The organism is Pseudoalteromonas sp. SCSIO 43201 (genome assembly GCF_023716725.1).
Classification (GTDB): Bacteria; Pseudomonadota; Gammaproteobacteria; order Enterobacterales; family Alteromonadaceae; genus Pseudoalteromonas; species Pseudoalteromonas peptidolytica.
In genome coordinates this window covers 3,343,884-3,361,836 of the sequence record NZ_CP072683.1, presented here as the reverse complement: position 1 = coordinate 3,361,836, position 17,953 = coordinate 3,343,884, and the positions used below count along the sequence as shown (strand labels likewise).

The window sequence follows — 17,953 nt, the reverse complement described above, 5'->3', positions numbered from 1 at the left end:
TTAACACCAAATAAACACAAGGTGAATGAAAAATTAAAGATTTTTTTTAAGTAATAGCCTTGATAAATCAGAATTTGAGCTAGTTTATTAAAAAAAATAATAAATTCATATTGTTATATTCTGAATTTTGCGACCTCAATTTCTAAATTGCTAGAAAGCGCTTTAATGGTATCAGTTGCTTTGTGGGCTTTTTCTGAAACGCTAGCAGTTTGAGATGCAGTATCTGATATTGTGACGACTCGCTGCGCCGTATCTTCACCTGCACTGAGCTGTTCTTGCGCGGCTTGTGCTATTTGATGACTCATATGTAAAATAGATTTTAAAGAATCGGCGACTTGAACTAGTGCTTTAGAAGCATCAGAAGACATGCTAACGGTCTTTTCACTGGTTGCAATACTAAGGTTTACCGAGGCTTTTGCATCTTGTGTTGCACTTTGCAGCTTGGTGATCATATTGCGAATTTCTTCGGTACTGGTTTGTGTTCGTTGTGCAAGCTGTCTGACCTCATCAGCAACTACGGCAAAGCCTCGCCCTTGTTCACCCGCTCTTGCAGCCTCTATGGCAGCGTTTAGTGCCAGCAAATTAGTTTGTTCAGCAATGGATTGAATAACGGTTAGGACGTTCGCTATATTTGATACTTCTTCGTCGAGTACTTGGATGTTATTACCAGCGCTGTCAATTTGCTGCTCTAATAATGCAATCTCTTGCGCGGCTTGAGCTGTGAGTTTATCCGCTGCATTTCCTTGGCGTTCAGCCTCTTGTACTGAGCCTGCTGCTTGTTGAGCATGTTCAACAACGGCTTGAGCTGATGCTGTAAGCTCAGTAATTGCAGAAGCAACCATTTGTGTTTCTGAACTGAGGCTATGGGTGAGCTGCTCCAATTGAATTGAACGTGATTCACTGTCTGACGTTTGCGTCTGCAATGCGCAACTTGCTTGTTTTAACCCTTCAACGACTCCCTTTAGGCCGTCTTGCATGTAAGCCATTGCGGCTAAAATACTATAGTCTTTACAGCTAGCGGTATTAATAGGGGTGGTGAGGTTTCCTCTAGAAACATGCTTTACAATGGTCAATACATCGTTTATTTCTGCCCCCAACTTGTGACTCAAAGACAAACCAAACCGTGCTAGCGCCGTGGTCAGTATAATTGCCACTACTAAAGACAATGCAACTAACCAGATAGCAGTATCCCAATAGCGTTCATTGACTTCTTTGTAACTTATTCCGGTACCAACATACCAGCCAAACAGAGGTGTTTTCTGAACTACTGAGGTAAGATCGACAATTTCACCGTCCCGTAATGATGTCCAATGATAAGTAATGATCTGATCAACCTCATTACCCACCAGGCGCTTGACCATACCACCTATGCTCTTTCCTGAAGCATCCCTAAAATCGTTAAAGCTAGTGCTATGAAGCTGAGGATCATGGGGGGTTGCAACAAAATCCATTTTTTCATTAACAACATAAACGTATTCAGAGTCGTGATATTTGTTCTCTCGTAGGACCTGAATTGCCATTTTTTTGGCTTGTTGTTCGGTCAATATGTTCTGTTGTGCAAAATGTTCAAATTGTTTCACTATGTTAACCGTACTTTTCATCAGCTGATTGATGCGAGCAATATTATCGCTCTCACTGGCATGGCGTAGTGCTTGAAGACCAACAAAGGCGACGGCAAGCAAAGAAACAAATATTGCCGCTGCAAAGGTAATTATTTTTGCTCTAAGTGTGAAATTGGAAAACACAGGATAGCCCCCTAAAAATACTCTATTAAATGATTTAGCATGTTTAGGGGGAAGTTGTAAGTGGGTTAATGTGCTATACGGACTATTTCGAGATGATATTTACTCATACACCGGAAATTTGAGAGTTAATTTGCATTAATTATGCTAATTTCTTCATCGGTGAGTGGGCGGTATTCACCCTCTGCAAGCGTTGGATCAAGTGTGATACCAGCTATATTTTCCCGATGTAGTTCAACAACTTGATTACCTACAGCGGCAAGCATTCGCTTAACCTGGTGGTATTTTCCTTCACAAATAGACAAGCGTAATGCGTATTTATCTATTTGCTCTGTTTTTGCCGGTAACGTAGCTTGTTTTTCGCCATGAAGTTCAACACCTTGCTCGAGCTGGATCAAAGCTGTGTCGGTCAATTCATCACGACTTTCTAAAACATAAGTTTTAAACTTTTGCTTTTTAGGGGAGGTAATTTGATGTGACCAATCTCCATCGTTGGTGAGCAATACTAAACCAGTTGTGTCGATATCTAACCTACCTGCCACATGAAAATCTTTTAAGTTAGGCTCATCGAGCAAGTCAAAGACTGTTGGGTGTAACTCATCGCTATTTGCACATACATAGCCCTTAGGCTTATTGAGCATAAAATAGCGTAAGCCAAGGTACTGTAGGTGAACACCTGCAAACGTTATATGATCTGCTAAGGTAACTTGGATATCGCCTTTTTTGACGACGTTACCATTGACGGTAACTAGACCTTTTTTAATATTGATTTTGACCTTACTGCGAGGCATTTCAGCAACATGGCTCAAAAACTTCTCTAACCTACATGGAAATTTCATAGTTAAATAGCTCGAATAATAAATTAGTTTTTGCGATAGATTTCAGGTAATAAATCGTAACAATGTACGCTCAGCGCAAACTGTTTGGATACTTTAGCTTGCAACAGTGTTAACGCCCCTTCGGTAAGCGCCTGCTTTTGCTCTATTGTTCTACCCGCCATTAAATGGATCTGTAAATGAATAAATCCTTGTTTGCCATCACCTAGTTGAAAATGCTCGAATGACATTGCACGTGTTTTAACTGAAGCTGGATCGAAAAGACCACACGCACAAGCGAATTGCTGTACTTGTGATACTAAGGCTTCGGTTTCTATTGGTAAATTATCCGAATGTTCGAGAATAAAGTGAGGCATGTGAAACTCCATGTTTTTGCATTAGTCGTAGAGTTTATGCTATTTATCTGAGGTTATTCCACAAAAGAGTGAATTATTAGCATGCTGTCCTTATTTAAATTCTCCCCGTTACTCAGTGAAGAAGAAACTCAGTGGTTGGTCGATACCTTTATTTGGGCATTTGAACACTTTGATGGAGAATACTTTTTAAGCGACACGCAGATTATTACACCGACCCCACACTTTTTCCCCGATCCTGTTTCGAGTATTGAAGAAATGGCTGCTGTTGTTTTTTCCCGAGTAAAGTCATATGCAGGTTTACAAAAATGGCCAATTCATCTGGTATCGCCAGCACAAATGCAAACGACGCATATGGCAAAATTGCAGGTAGCTGGGCGGTGGCGTGGTGATCAAGCTGTCATTTCAGAGGCTTCAACTCCGATAGCGGTGTCTTATAATCCGAATCAAATTAATCAGCCACAGGATCTTGTTGCGAGCCTAGCTGGGGTGCTAGCAAAGGTACTGATTTTACAGCGGGGAGTATTACCGCCGGGAGGGCAGGAACAGCTGGATGCTGCAAGTGATGTGCTTGCCGGTTTTTTTGGTTTTGGCGTGATGGTTTCTAATACGGTGTATCACTTTAGGGGAGGGTGTGGCTCTTGTTATAATCAGTACGCAAATCGTCAGGCAGCACTGACTGAGCAGCAAAGCATATTCGTCCACGCCTTGGTGTGCCATTTTAAAGGTGCAAAGGATGGTCATAAACATCTCAAACCACATTTGGTCGGCCAGTTTAAAAAAGCCAAGAAGCAAATTAAGATGATGATGGATAGCTCTGAGCGTATAGACTTACTTGCTTTACAGGAACATGTTCATGCCCGCTTATCTTGATGAATTTATCATAATCGCGCTTGCTCACTTTTTTGCAGTAGCAAGCCCAGGTCCTGATTTTGCGATAGTGCTCAAGCAAAGTGTACAGCAAGGTAGAGCAAATGCGCTTTGGACAAGTTTTGGGGTTGGCTTGGGTATTTTAGTACATGTCAGTTATTGCTTATTGGGCGTAGCGTTACTGCTATCTCAATCTGAAACCTTGTTCACAGTAGTGAAATATATAGCCGCGCTATATCTGGCTTATCTTGGTGTCCAAGCGTTGCGATATGCAAAACCCAGTTCAGAGCATGAAAATATGACTGAGCACACTGTTACTGAGTCTAATTGGAATGCGTTGAAGCGTGGCTTTTTAGTTAATGCGCTGAACCCAAAGGCGACGCTGTTCTTTTTATCGCTTTTTACTTTGGTCATAGAGCCAAGTACTCCAAGTAGTGTGCAGCTGTTTTATGGCATATACATGGCGTTGGCAACTTGGTTATGGTTCTCTTTACTGGCTGTTATTTTATCAAAAAAAAATGTCAGGCACTTTTTTCAGCTAGCTGGACATTGGTTTGATCGCGGGATCGGTGTGATCATGTTATTACTCGCAATAAGGCTGGTGGTGTAATGAATGACAAAAACATAATTAATTTTAGCTTTGGTTCGAATATGTCCACGGCTCGGTTATTATCACGATTGCCTGAAGCTGAGCTATTGGGAACTGGCGTGCTAAACGGGTATCGGTTGACCTTTGATATGTTAAGTACAGATGGCTCAGCAAAGTGCAATATCGTGCCATGCTCAGGACTTAACAGTCGAGTTTATGGGGTGTTATACACGCTGAACCTGCAAGAGAAGCGACGTTTGGATGAAATTGAAGGCGAGCGCTATGACTGCCGCAGTGTACCTGTCGTAATGCAAAATGGTAGCGTTGTGGAGGCTTGGTGCTACATTGCCAATACCTTTATTGATGATGAGTTGCCTTTTGATTGGTATGTTCAGCACGTACTTGAAGGGAGCAAAGAACATCACTTTCCATCTGAATATCAAAACGTTATATTACAGCAGCCCCATAGGATTGATGAAAATAAAGATAGACAAAAACAAGAGTTAGCGATTTATCAGTCACGCTGCGATTAATATAAAGTTCACGCTCGCATTTAAATGGTTGAGCTGTAATAAATCCAAGGAATAGTAATGAAAATAAAACAATGGCTCATCACAACTGGTTTGGTTGCTGCAAGTATACTGACACCGCCTGCAAGTGCAGCTGTAAATTTACAAGATGTGGAAAGTGCCGTCGAAGAAGCGATGAAGCGGTTCAATATACCGGGTTTAGCGATAGGTATTGTTGAAGATGGCAAAGTTGTGATGACCAAAGGCTTTGGGGTCACACATTTACACAAGCCTGCTAACGTCAACGCTGATACGCTTTTTGGGATCGCATCTAATACCAAAGCTTTTACTGCCGCAGCACTGGCAATGTTGGTTGATCAGGGAAAATTAAGCTGGGATGATAAAGTTGTTCAGCATATTCCTGAGTTTAAGCTTTACGATAGCTATGTCACTCGAGAAATGACCATTCGCGACTTATTAAGTCACCGCAGCGGGTTAGGTTTAGGGGCCGGAGATTTAATGATCTGGCCTGATACAGATAAAACCATGCCTGAACTACTTGCTGGTATCTCACACCTTAAACCAGATTCCAGCTTTCGCAGTCAATACGCCTACAACAATCTCATGTTTGTGGTAGCCGGTGAAGTTGTCAGTCGAGTGAGTGGTAAAAACTGGCGCGACTTTGTTGAGCAAGAAATGTTCAATAAATTGGAGATGGATGATTCCAAAGCAGGGTTTTCTCGGATCCCATCAGATAACACGAACTGGGCAACGGGACATATTCCTATGTCGGGTAAATTGACGCCATTTTTTGTTAACTATCTTGAAGATTTTCGAGGGGCGGGTGCCATTGCGTCCAATGTCGATGATATGACAAAGTGGCTACAAACTCAGTTAGCTGGTGGGCAGCTGCCATCCGGCGAGCAATTATTTTCAGCTGCTCAGCAAGTACAAATGTGGCACCCTCATATAACACGAATACCAGCCAAAAAAGCGGCATCATTTTATCACCAGCAGTTTAGAGGTTATGGCTTAGGCTGGGCGATTGAAGATTATTTCGGTTATAAAAAAGTAGGCCACGGCGGCGGTATTTTAGGCATGGTCTCTCAGGTTGCAATGATCCCAGAGAAGAAGCTGGGTGTTGTTGTACTGTCAAATCAGCAAAAGTATGCTGCGTTATCAGCGATTATTAATGAAGTATTTGAGGATGCCCTAGGGTTAGAAGATAAAGATTGGGTCAACCTTATTGCTGATGACTATTTTAAAGCTCAGCAAGAAAAGTACGCCAAAGCAGGCATTGCCAAAGTAACGGCGCCGCAGCCATCATTGCCGTTGCAAAATTACACCGGAACTTTGGTAAGCTCATGGTACGGTGATGTGATAATAGAGCAACTTGATAATGTACTGCGAATTGATTTTACGCACACTAAACGGCTAAAAGGAAAGCTTGAGCATCTCAGTGGCAATACTTTTGTGGTACGCTGGGATGAGCCGTTACTTGAGGCTGACGCCTATATCAACTTTACTATTAATAAATCACAACGCGTAGAGTCAGCTGAAATGGAATTTGTAAACCCTCAAATCACCGATTTTAGTTTTGATTTTCACAACCTTGAATTAAAGGCTAAGGCTGCGCCTGCAGCGCATTAGGATATACCAAAGTATCAAAGCCACTAAGAGGTGGCTTTGATATAGTCAAAAGGAGCAATGACTGGACTCAACAGAGTCATACACTAAGCGAGGATGTATTCTACGATGCGTACTGCAATTATCACCCACCCTTATTGCCGCAAGCATAAAATGACAGAGGAACATCCCGAATGTCCGGCCAGATTAGATGCGATATCGGATAGGCTACTGGCCTCTGGATTAGATATAGCCGTAGAACATAAAGCCGCAATTAAAGCTGACACCTCGCATTATGCCTTGGTGCATGATCAAGCCATGATTAAAGAGGTGATAGACAAGATCCCGAATGAAGGACTGGCGTCATTAGACGGTGATACATGGCTGTGCCCTGACTCGCTAAAAGCAATTGAGCGTGCTGTTGGTGCTGGAATATTAGCGGTAGACGAAGTTATTGCTGGTAATCTCGATGCCGCATTTTGCGCGGTAAGGCCGCCAGGACACCATGCTAATCAAAGTACTTCCTCTGGGTTCTGTGTCTTTAATAATGTCGCCATTGCTGCGGCTTACGCAAAAGCCAAGGGGGTTGAGCGGATTGCAATTTTAGATATTGATGTGCACCATGGCAATGGTACTCAAGATATTTTCAAAGACGATCCTAGCATTCTGTTTTGTTCACTATTTCAGTATCCATTCTATCCTAATACCGCGATTGAAAACCATCAAAGCTTAATTAACTCTCCATTGGCAGCAGGTGCTGATGGCAATGATTTAAAAGCATTATTTCAACAGCAGTGGCTACCAAAACTAGGAACATTTAGACCACAGCTTATCTTTATTAGTGCCGGATTTGATGGTCATCTTGAAGATGATATGGGAGGACTAAAACTAGTTGAGCAGGACTATCAATGGTTTACTGAACAAGTTGTTGCGTTAGCAAAATCACAACACTGCTTAGGTATTATCTCCTACTTAGAAGGTGGATACGATCTGTCTTCACTTGGCCGTAGTGCCGTGACGCACATCAAAGCGTTAGTAGAAGAGGGTGAATTACTTTAGTAACGCAAAAGCTTGCTGAACACTCTGCAATTGTATTTTACTAACACAACATTGTCCTTCGTCAATAAGGTACTGTTGCACTAAACTGGTTAAATCAGGCAGCTCTATGGTATCAACCACATGCCCCTGTAAATTGGTACAACTGCCATTCGATGCGATAACGACGGCATTGCTCTTGGTGGCGTCATCAAGCATATGAATAGAGTCTGATAGCGCTTTATCATCCTCAATAAGCTCTATACTTTGGTCTAATACCAGTAGGATTGGATAATTTTTTATCGTCATTATTTGTTCAAGGTCAAGTTATCAACAGCGACGCTCAGTATACTTCAAATTGGAATAATATTGCGAGAGTGTGCTTATGGTTGGTGATTCACGTCAGTTACAGATCAAAGAAGTATTTACCAATAGCTTGTTATGTTGCGATGAGCAAACGAGTCTTCATGATGCGGTTGCACAAATGCAAGCAAACCGAGTGAGTTCTATTTTTGTTACTCGTGCTGATGATATTATCGGTATTTGGACTGAGTCCGATTGCGTTAAGCTCGACTTTAATGATCCAAATTTTGCTCAAGTACCTATCAAATCTGTGATGACCTCTCCGGTACAAAAAATTCAGATAGATAAAACATTGAGCGAAGCCACTGTTAAGTTTCATCAGCTGGGGATCCGCCATCTATTAGTCATTGACCTTGATAATATTCCTTGTGGTGTGGTGTCGTTGTCGGATATTGTTCGCAGCCAAGGACTAGACCATTACCTGCACTTTCGGCCAATTGAGCAACACTTTGATTCAAATATTGTCGTGTTAGACAGCCAGGATTGCGTTTCTGATGTGATTAGTAGCATGTGTGAATTAAAGCTCACTGCGGTGCTGGTATATAATCATGCTTTACATGAATATGGGATCATCACCCAACGAGATATTGCCTACATCATTCTCAACCCCGATTGGCGTCAACCATGTTGGAACTTGGCAAGTTACCCGATGCTGGCAATGACCCCAAAGGATAGTTTATTTGATGCCTACCGCATGATGACGGTAAATTCTATTCGGCATTTAGTTGTCACTTGTCCCGAATCTCAAAAAGTTATTGGCTTATTAGCACTGAAGAATGTACTAACTGAAATTGAAACTGCGTATTGCAGTGAATTAGAGAAGGTATTGGTGCAGCGAGATATTGCACTGCAAAAATCTGAGAAGAATTTATACCTTGCCAATCGTATCATTGATGCCTCTTTGGATGGCATCATGATCACCAAAAGTTCGGGCGAAATTATTCAGATCAATCCGGCATTCAGTGCGCTAACCGGTTATAAAGATTACGAAGTGCTTGGCAAAAATCCCAGTATATTAAGCTCTGGCTTACATGATGAATCTTACTACCAGAGTATGTGGCAAACGCTCAGAGAAACAGGGGTATGGCAAGGCGAGATATGCAATCGTAAAAAGAGCGGTGAAATCTATGTTGAATGGCTCACGATTATTGAGATCAGAGAGCCTTACAGTGACGACATGCTCTACGCCGCCATTTTTAGCGATATTACGGAGCGAAAAAATGCAGAAGAAAAAATTGCTCGTTTGGCTTATTTTGATGAATTGACCGGGTTGCCTAATCGTCGCTTATTCTACGATAGACTTTCTATGGCGTTGGCATCCGCGCACCGCTACAAGCAAAAGCTTAGCGTGATGTTTATAGATTTAGACCGCTTTAAGGAAGTGAACGACTCTCTTGGCCACAGCGCTGGAGATGAGTTATTAGTACAGGTTAGTGAGCGGATAAAGTCTATTTTGAATGAAGGGGACACGCTGGCGCGACTTGGTGGTGATGAATTTGTCGTGCTACTGAGCGAAGTGAACGGTATGTCGGAGGTCATTGAGTTTGCAGATCAAATCTTAATGGCGTTGTCGCACCCTTTTCAACTTGGTGATATGCAGGTCGCTGCGACGGCCTCGATGGGGGCAGCTATTTACCCCGAGGATGGCCATGATACCGAAACTTTATTGAAGCATGCCGATGTTGCTATGTATCGCTCCAAAGAAGTCGGGCGTAATTCCTTCCAGTTATTCGAAGCGTCGATGAATGCACGTTCATTTGAGCGTTTATCTATGCTCAGTCGTTTTCAAAACGCCTTGGAAAATGGTGAGTTTGAGCTGCATTTTCAGCCATTGCAATGTTTAACTAGCAGTCGCATCTCCAGTGTTGAGTGTTTGCTACGTTGGCGTGACCCAAACTTGGGCGTTATATCACCGGCCCAGTTTATTCCACTGGCAGAAGAGCTTGGGCTAATAATCCGTCTTGACCAATGGGTAATAGATAAGGCTTGCCAGCACTTAGCTAAATGGCAACAAGCTGGAATGGAGATAAGGCGCTTAGCGATTAACATTTCGGCGTCACATGTCACTCAGGGGGATCTTTATCAATGTGTCGCCCAAGCATTAAAAAAACACAATGTCGAAGGGAAGTATTTGGAGTTAGAGCTCACTGAGAATAGCTTTATTGGTAATTTATTGGAGGCGAAATACACCTTGAAAAAGCTCAAAGAGCTTGGTGTAAAGCTAGCAATTGATGATTTTGGCACTGGTTATTCCGCATTGAGCTACTTAGCTAAACTCCCTATAGATATACTCAAAATTGATGCTAGCTTTATTGCAAAAGTGCCTGATGAGTATGGTAATAGTGAGATTGTTGCGGCAATTGTTGCTATGGCTAAAGCACTTAATTTACAAGTTGTTGCAGAGGGAGTAGAAAAGCCAGTACAAAAGCGTTATCTACGTAAGCTAGGCTGTCATACTATTCAGGGATATGTCTTCTGTAAACCGCTTACAGAAGACGACTGGCAGGCGTTTTACTCGTCAGAGAAGGTGATCTCGTAGGAGCTAAACTTACGGATGTTGATCACGCCGTTATCAAAAAGCAGGTACTGACCTTTGATCCCCTCAAGTACACCAGATACCATGGGATCCTTGTCAAAGTTAAATGAAGTGATTTTGCTCGGATGTTGCTCCACAGGGAAAGTGAGGTCGACCACCTCTTCATCTAGCACTTCAATAGCTGTCGCGCCAAAGAGTTCGGCCAGCTCATCGAGTTTGGTTTGGATCTGTGGAATAAGCTTAGCGGCTTCTGCCTTGAGGTCTACTTCAGGGTTGATCCCTTTGAGCATATTACGCCAGTTAGTTTTATCAGCAATAAACTGCGCCAGTGCTACTTCCACTAACCCTGACTGATGACGGGTCTGCACTTTAAAAATCGGTAATGCTTGCGTCGCGCCTTGATCTATCCAGCGCGTTGGTATTTGTGTATGGCGAGTAATCCCAACCTTTAGCCCTGAAGTATTCGCTAAATAGACATAGTGTGGGATCATGCAGTTTTCTTCCCCCCACTTTGGCTCTCTACAGGTGCCTTGATCGAAGTGGCAAGTTTCAGGCTTCATAATACACATGTCGCAGCTTGCGAGCTTTTTCATGCACACATAGCAGTGCCCTTGGGAATAACTCTTTTTGGTTTTTTTACCACAATTACTACAAAATATATTGCCAGTGAAGGTAAGCGTGATGGGTTTTCCGAAGTAATCATTAAGTGATACTAAGTTATCCCCAACCGGTAATTGATATTGAATAGGTTCAACAAGCGTAGATTTTAACTTGCTGAGTGTACCTTGTACTTGCATCTTTGCCCCTAAAAATGCTCATAAAAGGGTAGGATACCATAGCAAATCAAGGTGAACGAAGTACATAAACTAAAAAGGCCAGCAATAGCTGGCCTAGCAAAGCTTAACGTGAATTAGCTTTCGCGTGCGATCGCGCGATATGCAATGTCGGTACGGTATTCCACACCTTCCCAGTGAATATCTTTCACTAGAGAGTAGGCACGTTTTTGTGCTTCAGTTACCGTATGTCCAAGTGCGGTTGCACATAGAACTCGACCACCAGCAGTCACAACGTGTTCGCCATCTTGTTTAGTACCGGCATGGAATACTTTTTCACCTTCAGGATAACTTACCTGTAGGCCTGATATAGCATCTCCTTTCGGGTAACTACCAGGATACCCTTTAGCAGCAAGTACAACGCCAACCGCAGCTCGTGGATCGAATTCAATTGCTGTTTGATCCAGTTCTTCTCGGTTAGCCGCCTCAATCAGCTCGACTAAATCTGATTGAAGACGTAACATAATTGGTTGTGTTTCTGGGTCGCCAAAGCGGCAGTTATACTCGATAACTTTGGGAGTGCCGTCAGCTGTGATCATCAAACCAGCGTAAAGAAAGCCTGTATATGGGTGACCTTCTTTTGCCATCCCTTCAACCGTCGGGTTGATCACTTCAGCCATGATACGATCATGAATGTCCGATGTGACCACCGGCGCTGGAGAGTAGGCTCCCATACCACCGGTATTTGGACCTTTATCGCCGTCATAGGCGCGTTTATGATCTTGGCTGGTGGCAAAAGGGAGTACATTTTTACCGTCAACCATGACGATAAAAGAGGCCTCTTCACCTTCTAAAAACTCCTCGATAACAACGCGACTACCGGCTTCACCAAAGGCATTACCCGCCAGCATATCGCGAATAGCTTCTTCCGCCTCCGCTTCGGTCATAGCCACGATGACTCCTTTACCAGCAGCAAGGCCATCAGCCTTGACAACAATAGGTGCGCCTTGTGCCTTTAAGTAAGCAAGCGCAGGCTCTATCTCTTCAAAAGTCTGATATGCCGCTGTTGGAATGTGGTGGCGTGCTAAAAAGTCCTTAGTGAACGACTTTGAGCCTTCCAGTTGTGCTGCCGCTTGTGTCGGGCCAAAAATAGCTAGGCCTTCTTCACGGAATCGGTCAACAACACCAATAACTAATGGCGCTTCAGGACCAACAATAGTCAATTGCACATTGTTTTCTTTAGCAAATGCGACCAAAGCATCGATATCTTCAACACCGATAGCAACATTTTCAAGCTTAGGTTCAAGCGCTGTACCTGCGTTACCAGGTGCGACAAAAACAGTTTTTACAGATGGATTTTGTGCGGCTTTGAATGCAAGCGCGTGCTCACGTCCACCGCTGCCAATGACGAGTACATTCATGGCGAAATTTTCCTATTAAAGCTTTTTGAATTTTAAGGTCATGCGGTCGCTTTCTCCAATCGCTTTATATTGCGCGGCTTTCTCATCACCAAGCGCCAAGCGTGGAGGTAGCGTCCATACCCCTTTAGGATGGTTTGCACTATCCAATGGGTTTGCGTTAATTTCACTACTTGCAATCAGCTCAAATCCAGCCTTTTTGGCTATATCGATAACATAACTTTGCTTCATGTAACCAGAAGACTTTTGGTCTTCAGTATCACGGTGCTCTGGTAGACGGTGTTCAACTACACCTAAAATACCACCAGGTTTCAGGGCTTTGTTAAAAGCATTGAACGCGCCAAGCACACCTTCATCACCTTTACCCATGTACCAGTTATGGACATTACGGAAGGTGAGTACCACATCGGCGCTGCCAGCTGGTGCAATATTACTGTGTGTAATAGGTGCAAACTCGGTGATCTTAACTTCACTGTAATCTGGGTTGGTTGCCACTTTTTCTTGGTAGCTTTTTAATGAACGTTGATAGTAACCAACATCTGAATCAGCAGGGAAGTGCGCTGCGTAGTATGTGCCTTTGCCTTTAACAAGAGGTGCTAAGATTTCGCTATACCAACCACCGCCTGGGGCAATCTCTACCACAGTCATAGCAGGTTCAATACCAAAAAAAGCAAGCGTTTCACTTGGGTTTCTATATTGATCGCGAGCTGTGTTTTTCTCTGCACGATTGTCGTTGGCAACGGCTGTTGCAATTGCGCTTGGTACTGCTTGGTTTGAGTTTGATTCTGTCGCGTTACAGCCTACAAGAGCTGTAAACACGGCAGCAGCGATAAGAGGTTTCATACTTAGATTCATCGTTAGTTTCCTTCATTCTGTTATGATCATGCTGTAGCCAGAATACTGGAAATTAGCTGAAACAAAAAGCGCGAAACTCATCAGTTTCGCGCTTTATTGATTAATGGCGGAAGTGGCGCATTCCGGTGAATACCATGGCCATTCCCGCTTCATCTGCGGCGGCTATCACTTCTTCGTCACGCATAGAGCCACCCGGTTGGATAACTGCGGTAATACCCGCAGCTGCGGCGGCGTCTATACCATCGCGGAATGGGAAAAAAGCATCAGATGCCATCACTGAACCTGGTACTTCTAAGTTCTCATCTGCGGCTTTGATCCCAGCTATCTTAGCTGAGTAAACGCGACTCATTTGACCTGCACCTACACCGATTGTCATACCGTCACGGGCATAAACAATCGCATTTGACTTAACAAACTTAGCGACTTTCCAGCAGAATAATAGATCTTTTAGCTCTTGCTCGGTCGGTTGGCGTTTTGAAACTACCTTCAGGTCTTCCAAGCCAACCATGCCTTGATCACGATCTTGTACTAAGATACCACCATTAACACGTTTGATGTCAGTGCCTGTGGTCTTAGTAGACCATTGGCCGCATTCAAGCAGGCGAACATTTTTCTTTGCAGCAACAATTTGCGCTGCTTCTTCTGAAATACTCGGGGCAATAATTACTTCAACAAATTGACGAGCAACAATCGCTTCTGCTGTGTCACCATCCAACTCACGGTTGAATGCGATGATGCCACCGAAAGCAGAGGTTGGGTCGGTTTTAAAGGCGCGGTCATAGGCTGCCAAGATTGTCTCATCTACAGCAACGCCACAAGGATTTGCATGTTTTACGATAACACAAGCTGGTTTATCAAACTCTTTCACACACTCAAGTGCGGCATCGGTATCTGCGATATTATTGTAAGATAGTGCCTTACCTTGCAGCTGCTTAGCGGTTGCTACAGATGCTTCTTCGATATTGTTCTCAACATAGAAAGCGGCATCTTGGTGAGAGTTTTCACCGTAGCGCATATCTTGTTTCTTCGTGAACTGCATATTGATAGTACGTGGGAATTTAGTCTCTTCAGAGGCTTCCTCAGTATAATCAGGAACCATTTTGCCGAAGTAGTTTGCAATCATACCGTCATACTGGGCGGTATGCTCATAGGCGGCAATAGCAAGGTCAAAACGTGTCTTGTATGTCGTAGAGCCTGTGTTTGCCTTCATTTCTTCAATGATTCGGCCATAGTCACTCGCATTGACAACAATGGTCACGTCTTTGTGGTTCTTAGCTGCAGCGCGAACCATAGTCGGGCCACCAATATCTATGTTTTCGATTGCATCTTCTAGGCTACAGTCAGCTTTCGCAACCGTTTGTGCGAAGGGGTATAAGTTGACTACTACCATATCGATTGCTGAGATATTGTTTTCGGTCATTACGTCTTCATCTTGACCGCGACGTCCGAGAATACCGCCATGCACTTTGGGGTGAAGCGTTTTCACGCGACCATCCATGATCTCTGGGTGGCCTGTGTAATCAGATACTTCTGTTACTTTAATGCCATTTTCTGCAAGTAGTTTGCAAGTACCGCCAGTTGATAGAATTTCCACGCCTTGAGCTTCTAAAGCTGCTGCGAATTCAACGATACCGGTTTTATCTGACACGCTTAGAAGGGCGCGACGAATTGGACGATGTATATCCATGATGGTTCAGGTTTCCTCAATGATTAGTTAAGGGCTAGCTTAGAAAGCCGGTATTTTAGCGCATTATTGTTAAGATGACGATGTTAAAAGGCGAGTTAAAGATGAGAAAAGTGCGACATGCAAAGGATAAATGTCCGCTAGCTGCTGAATTTTATACAATAAAAAAGCACCAAAAGGTGCTTTTTTATCAACTAAATTTTACTAGCAGTGCTTAGTTCATGCCGTATTTTTTTAGCTTCTTGCGAAGTGTGCCACGGTTGATACCTAAAAGGATCGCTGCACGAGTCTGGTTACCACGAGTATAAGTCATAACCTCTTCAAGTAGAGGTGCTTCAAGCTCAGAAAGAACTAACTCATAAACGTCTTGTACGTCTTGACCATTAAGCTGCTTTAGGTAGTGATGTACAGCTTTTTTAACTGCATCGCGCAAAGGTTGCGGTTTCTCTTGTGACTGAACATGAGCGTTAGTAATAAATGGAGAAGTCACATTTTGTTCGAACATCGTTATGTCTCTTTCTTAGTTAGCTTGCAGGGCAAAAAATATATTTACCCTAATGTTTCAAAATAGTCTTCTAATGCCTCGATTTGCGCCTCAGGCGCTTCAAGAGCATTGAATACTCGCCTAAATTGACCTTCTTGGTCATGGGCTTGCAAATACCAAGATACATGTTTGCGTGCGATGCGCGCTCCCATTGGTTCACCATAGAACTGATGGAGGTTAACTAAGTGTTCCATCAAAATTGCTCGAACCTCTGCTATTTCAGGCTCGGGCAAGTGTTCACCGGTTTTCAAATAGTGGTCTATCTCTCGGAAAATCCAAGGGCGACCTTGGGCGGCTCGACCAATCATAATGGCATCTGCACCCGTGTATTCCAGTACCTGTTTCGCTTTCTCTGGTGACGTGATATCACCATTGGCAACCACAGGGATTGATACTGAACGTTTAATTTCTCTGATCGTAGCGTATTCTGCATCGCCCTTATACATACATGCTCTTGTGCGACCATGTACTGCTAGCGAAGCAATGCCACGACGTTCAGCGATGCGAGCAATCTCAACGCCGTTACGGTTGTCTGTGTCCCACCCTGTACGGATTTTTAACGACACGGGAACCTTTACGGCAGCCACCACCGCAGAGATGATTTCATCTACCAGCTTGGGGTGTTGCAATAGCGCTGAGCCTGCAAGCTTTTTGTTCACTTTCTTTGCGGGGCAGCCCATATTTATATCTATGATCTGCGCACCATTGGCGACATTAAATTGTGCTGCTTGCGCCATCAGCTCTGGATCCGCTCCTGCGATTTGCACCGAGCGAATGCCAGATTCACCACTGTGATCCATGCGATTTTGCGATTTATCGGTTTTCCACACTTTAGGATTTGAAGACAACATTTCAGATACCGCAAGTCCTGCACCTAGACGCCGACACAGTTGTCTGAACGGTCTGTCAGTGATGCCCGCCATGGGTGCTACGATAAGATTGTTTTCAAGTTGGTATGGACCAATACGCACTACAGTTTAATCCGCCTTTCCTCAAGGGGCGCTAAGTTTACGGTTTTTTTTGCAAAAATCAAAGGTTATAAATTGAACATAATTGCTTTTTTTTTGAACTTTATGGGTTGACTTTTGATAACAAGCTGAGAGTTAGGAAAAATCGGCTGAAATTTAACCTAAAAACAATTTTTACTCTAATATGAGTTTAAATAATAAGCTGTAAAAAATGAGTAAAGCCTGTTAATTACAGGCTTTAGCAGTTAAAAGTTACTAACTTTATGAACAGCGAGTGTGCAGGTAAGCGGTGTTGACTTAGCTAACGTAAGCCAGTTCTTACCTTGTTACTTTTTAACCCCACTAACTCGAGTCCATTCTCCTTCTTGAGCAATGTCATCTAAGTGGATAAAGGGGGCGTATACATCTGCCACAGACTGAGCTTGCTCCTCTAAAATACCAGACATGGCAATCGCGCCTTCATTGCCTAAGAAGCCAAGAATAATCTCATGGAGCTCTCTTAAAGGCTGTGCAAGAATGTTAGCGACTACAATATCAGCACTAAAATCAGGCTGGTTTTCTGGTAAGTAGACTTCCAGTTGCTCTTCTACACCATTGCGCTTTGCATTTTCACGACTCGCAACCAGAGCTTGAGGGTCTATATCAATACCAATCACGCGCTCTGCGCCAAGTTTTATCGCTGCAATGCCTAAAATGCCTGAGCCGCAGCCAAAATCGACGACGGTTTTACCGCTGAGATCTTGTTGTTCGAGCCACTTGAGGCAAAGTGCGGTGGTGGCATGTGTCCCTGTACCAAATGCAAGACCAGGATCTAGTAGTACATTTACAGCGCTAGGATCAGGTATGTCGCGCCAACTAGGGCAAATCCATAATCTTTCACCAAACTTAATAGGGTGGAAGTTATCCATCCATTCACGTTCCCAGTCTTTGTCTTCTAGCTGCTCAAGTTTATAATTTAGTGGCTTATCGTGTTGTGATTGCAGGTAATCGACGACAGCCTGCATATCATGGTTGGCTTCAAATAGCCCAATGACGGTTGTTTCTGGCCATAAAATTACCTCACCTGGTTTTGGCTCATAAACCGGGTTATTTTTACTATCCATAAATGTCACAGAAGGGCAGCCAATATCCATTAGCATATCGCTTAGGGCATCAGCGTCGGCCTTATCGGCATAAATTCGAATTTGGATCCAAGCCATGTTTGTATACCTATTTAATCCAATTAGTATAAAAAAGGCCGCTTGATAGCGGC

General features: G+C 43.4%; 17 protein-coding genes. 6 read left to right on the top strand and 11 right to left on the bottom strand.

Annotated elements, in window-relative coordinates:
- Positions 1-113: 113 nt before the first annotated feature.
- The 3 genes from J8Z24_RS14610 to J8Z24_RS14600 all read right to left on the bottom strand — a co-directional run bounded on the left by J8Z24_RS14610 (position 114) and on the right by J8Z24_RS14600 (position 2,934).
- Entirely contained in the window at positions 114-1,745 is a 1,632-nt protein-coding gene (locus J8Z24_RS14610) for a methyl-accepting chemotaxis protein (protein WP_252094895.1), read from the bottom strand.
- A 125-nt stretch (positions 1,746-1,870) separates the two neighbouring features.
- Positions 1,871-2,581 carry a 16S rRNA pseudouridine(516) synthase RsuA gene (gene rsuA / locus J8Z24_RS14605; RefSeq protein ID WP_252094894.1) on the bottom strand — a complete coding sequence of 237 codons (711 nt, stop codon included), beginning with the start codon at positions 2,579-2,581 and terminating at the stop codon, positions 1,871-1,873.
- A gap of 23 nt (positions 2,582-2,604) precedes the next feature.
- Positions 2,605-2,934, bottom strand: coding sequence for a 5-carboxymethyl-2-hydroxymuconate Delta-isomerase (locus tag J8Z24_RS14600; protein ID WP_125252120.1), 330 nt, complete (start codon positions 2,932-2,934; stop codon positions 2,605-2,607).
- A gap of 81 nt (positions 2,935-3,015) precedes the next feature.
- Here J8Z24_RS14600 and J8Z24_RS14595 point away from each other — a divergent pair, with 81 nt between their 5' ends.
- The 5 genes from J8Z24_RS14595 (at position 3,016) to J8Z24_RS14575 (ending at position 7,584) form a co-directional block, all read left to right on the top strand.
- The gene (locus J8Z24_RS14595; protein WP_128731172.1) at positions 3,016-3,804 is read left to right on the top strand and encodes a hypothetical protein; all 789 of its coding nucleotides are present in this window, start codon (positions 3,016-3,018) and stop codon (positions 3,802-3,804) included.
- Positions 3,788-4,411 (top strand): LysE family translocator, encoded by a 624-nt coding sequence (locus tag J8Z24_RS14590; protein ID WP_176032574.1) that lies wholly within the window; start codon positions 3,788-3,790, stop codon positions 4,409-4,411. The genes J8Z24_RS14595 and J8Z24_RS14590 overlap by 17 nt, the downstream gene beginning before the upstream one ends.
- Entirely contained in the window at positions 4,411-4,923 is a 513-nt protein-coding gene (locus tag J8Z24_RS14585; protein WP_128731174.1) for a gamma-glutamylcyclotransferase family protein, read from the top strand. The genes J8Z24_RS14590 and J8Z24_RS14585 overlap by 1 nt, the downstream gene beginning before the upstream one ends.
- Positions 4,924-4,980: 57 nt before the next feature.
- On the top strand, positions 4,981-6,549 hold the full coding sequence (locus tag J8Z24_RS14580; protein WP_252094893.1) for a serine hydrolase: 1,569 nt from the start codon (positions 4,981-4,983) through the stop codon (positions 6,547-6,549).
- A 105-nt stretch (positions 6,550-6,654) separates the two neighbouring features.
- Complete coding sequence (locus tag J8Z24_RS14575; RefSeq protein ID WP_176032576.1) at positions 6,655-7,584, top strand: histone deacetylase family protein; 930 nt, start codon at positions 6,655-6,657, stop codon at positions 7,582-7,584.
- On the opposite strand, the gene J8Z24_RS14570 is transcribed toward J8Z24_RS14575, so the two are convergent.
- Complete coding sequence (locus J8Z24_RS14570) at positions 7,576-7,869, bottom strand: DUF4144 family protein (protein WP_128731177.1); 294 nt, start codon at positions 7,867-7,869, stop codon at positions 7,576-7,578. The two genes, J8Z24_RS14575 and J8Z24_RS14570, sit on opposite strands and share 9 nt — an antisense overlap.
- Before the next feature lie 76 nt (positions 7,870-7,945).
- Between J8Z24_RS14570 and J8Z24_RS14565 the strand changes: the two genes are divergently transcribed.
- Positions 7,946-10,462, top strand: coding sequence for an EAL domain-containing protein (locus J8Z24_RS14565; RefSeq protein WP_147389910.1), 2,517 nt, complete (start codon positions 7,946-7,948; stop codon positions 10,460-10,462).
- Here the strand turns inward: J8Z24_RS14565 and J8Z24_RS14560 are convergent.
- From J8Z24_RS14560 to prmA, 7 genes are all read right to left on the bottom strand, one after another.
- A complete protein-coding gene (locus J8Z24_RS14560; RefSeq protein ID WP_252094892.1) occupies positions 10,435-11,256 on the bottom strand; it encodes a DUF2797 domain-containing protein in 822 nt (273 codons plus the stop codon). The two genes, J8Z24_RS14565 and J8Z24_RS14560, sit on opposite strands and share 28 nt — an antisense overlap.
- Positions 11,257-11,369: 113 nt before the next feature.
- Positions 11,370-12,653, bottom strand: a complete 1,284-nt coding sequence (gene purD, locus J8Z24_RS14555; protein ID WP_252094891.1) for a phosphoribosylamine--glycine ligase — start codon at positions 12,651-12,653, stop codon at positions 11,370-11,372.
- Positions 12,654-12,668: 15 nt separating this feature from the next.
- Positions 12,669-13,505 (bottom strand): class I SAM-dependent methyltransferase, encoded by an 837-nt coding sequence (locus J8Z24_RS14550; protein WP_252094890.1) that lies wholly within the window; start codon positions 13,503-13,505, stop codon positions 12,669-12,671.
- Positions 13,506-13,605: 100 nt separating this feature from the next.
- Complete coding sequence (purH, locus tag J8Z24_RS14545; RefSeq protein WP_125252109.1) at positions 13,606-15,192, bottom strand: bifunctional phosphoribosylaminoimidazolecarboxamide formyltransferase/IMP cyclohydrolase; 1,587 nt, start codon at positions 15,190-15,192, stop codon at positions 13,606-13,608.
- 211 nt (positions 15,193-15,403) lie between these two features.
- Complete coding sequence (gene fis, locus J8Z24_RS14540) at positions 15,404-15,694, bottom strand: DNA-binding transcriptional regulator Fis (protein ID WP_010374122.1); 291 nt, start codon at positions 15,692-15,694, stop codon at positions 15,404-15,406.
- 44 nt (positions 15,695-15,738) lie between these two features.
- Entirely contained in the window at positions 15,739-16,704 is a 966-nt protein-coding gene (gene dusB, locus J8Z24_RS14535; protein ID WP_125252108.1) for a tRNA dihydrouridine synthase DusB, read from the bottom strand.
- 323 nt (positions 16,705-17,027) lie between these two features.
- Positions 17,028-17,900 (bottom strand): 50S ribosomal protein L11 methyltransferase, encoded by an 873-nt coding sequence (gene prmA, locus J8Z24_RS14530; protein ID WP_125252107.1) that lies wholly within the window; start codon positions 17,898-17,900, stop codon positions 17,028-17,030.
- Positions 17,901-17,953: the final 53 nt, after the last annotated feature.

Bases quoted from the DNA above. Each gene is read 5' to 3' on its own strand.
- J8Z24_RS14600 (WP_125252120.1), bottom strand. From the start codon at position 2,934: ATGCCTCACTTTATTCTCGAACATTCGGATAATTTACCAATAGAAACC.
- J8Z24_RS14590 (WP_176032574.1), top strand. From the start codon at position 3,788: ATGCCCGCTTATCTTGATGAATTTATCATAATCGCGCTTGCTCACTTT.
- rsuA (WP_252094894.1), bottom strand. From the start codon at position 2,581: ATGAAATTTCCATGTAGGTTAGAGAAGTTTTTGAGCCATGTTGCTGAA.
- fis (WP_010374122.1), bottom strand. From the start codon at position 15,694: ATGTTCGAACAAAATGTGACTTCTCCATTTATTACTAACGCTCATGTT.
- J8Z24_RS14575 (WP_176032576.1), top strand. From the start codon at position 6,655: ATGCGTACTGCAATTATCACCCACCCTTATTGCCGCAAGCATAAAATG.
- J8Z24_RS14550 (WP_252094890.1), bottom strand. From the start codon at position 13,505: ATGAATCTAAGTATGAAACCTCTTATCGCTGCTGCCGTGTTTACAGCT.
- J8Z24_RS14570 (WP_128731177.1), bottom strand. From the start codon at position 7,869: ATGACGATAAAAAATTATCCAATCCTACTGGTATTAGACCAAAGTATA.
- purH (WP_125252109.1), bottom strand. From the start codon at position 15,192: ATGGATATACATCGTCCAATTCGTCGCGCCCTTCTAAGCGTGTCAGAT.
- purD (WP_252094891.1), bottom strand. From the start codon at position 12,653: ATGAATGTACTCGTCATTGGCAGCGGTGGACGTGAGCACGCGCTTGCA.
- J8Z24_RS14580 (WP_252094893.1), top strand. From the start codon at position 4,981: ATGAAAATAAAACAATGGCTCATCACAACTGGTTTGGTTGCTGCAAGT.
- prmA (WP_125252107.1), bottom strand. From the start codon at position 17,900: ATGGCTTGGATCCAAATTCGAATTTATGCCGATAAGGCCGACGCTGAT.
- J8Z24_RS14595 (WP_128731172.1), top strand. From the start codon at position 3,016: ATGCTGTCCTTATTTAAATTCTCCCCGTTACTCAGTGAAGAAGAAACT.
- J8Z24_RS14565 (WP_147389910.1), top strand. From the start codon at position 7,946: ATGGTTGGTGATTCACGTCAGTTACAGATCAAAGAAGTATTTACCAAT.
- J8Z24_RS14585 (WP_128731174.1), top strand. From the start codon at position 4,411: ATGAATGACAAAAACATAATTAATTTTAGCTTTGGTTCGAATATGTCC.
- J8Z24_RS14560 (WP_252094892.1), bottom strand. From the start codon at position 11,256: ATGCAAGTACAAGGTACACTCAGCAAGTTAAAATCTACGCTTGTTGAA.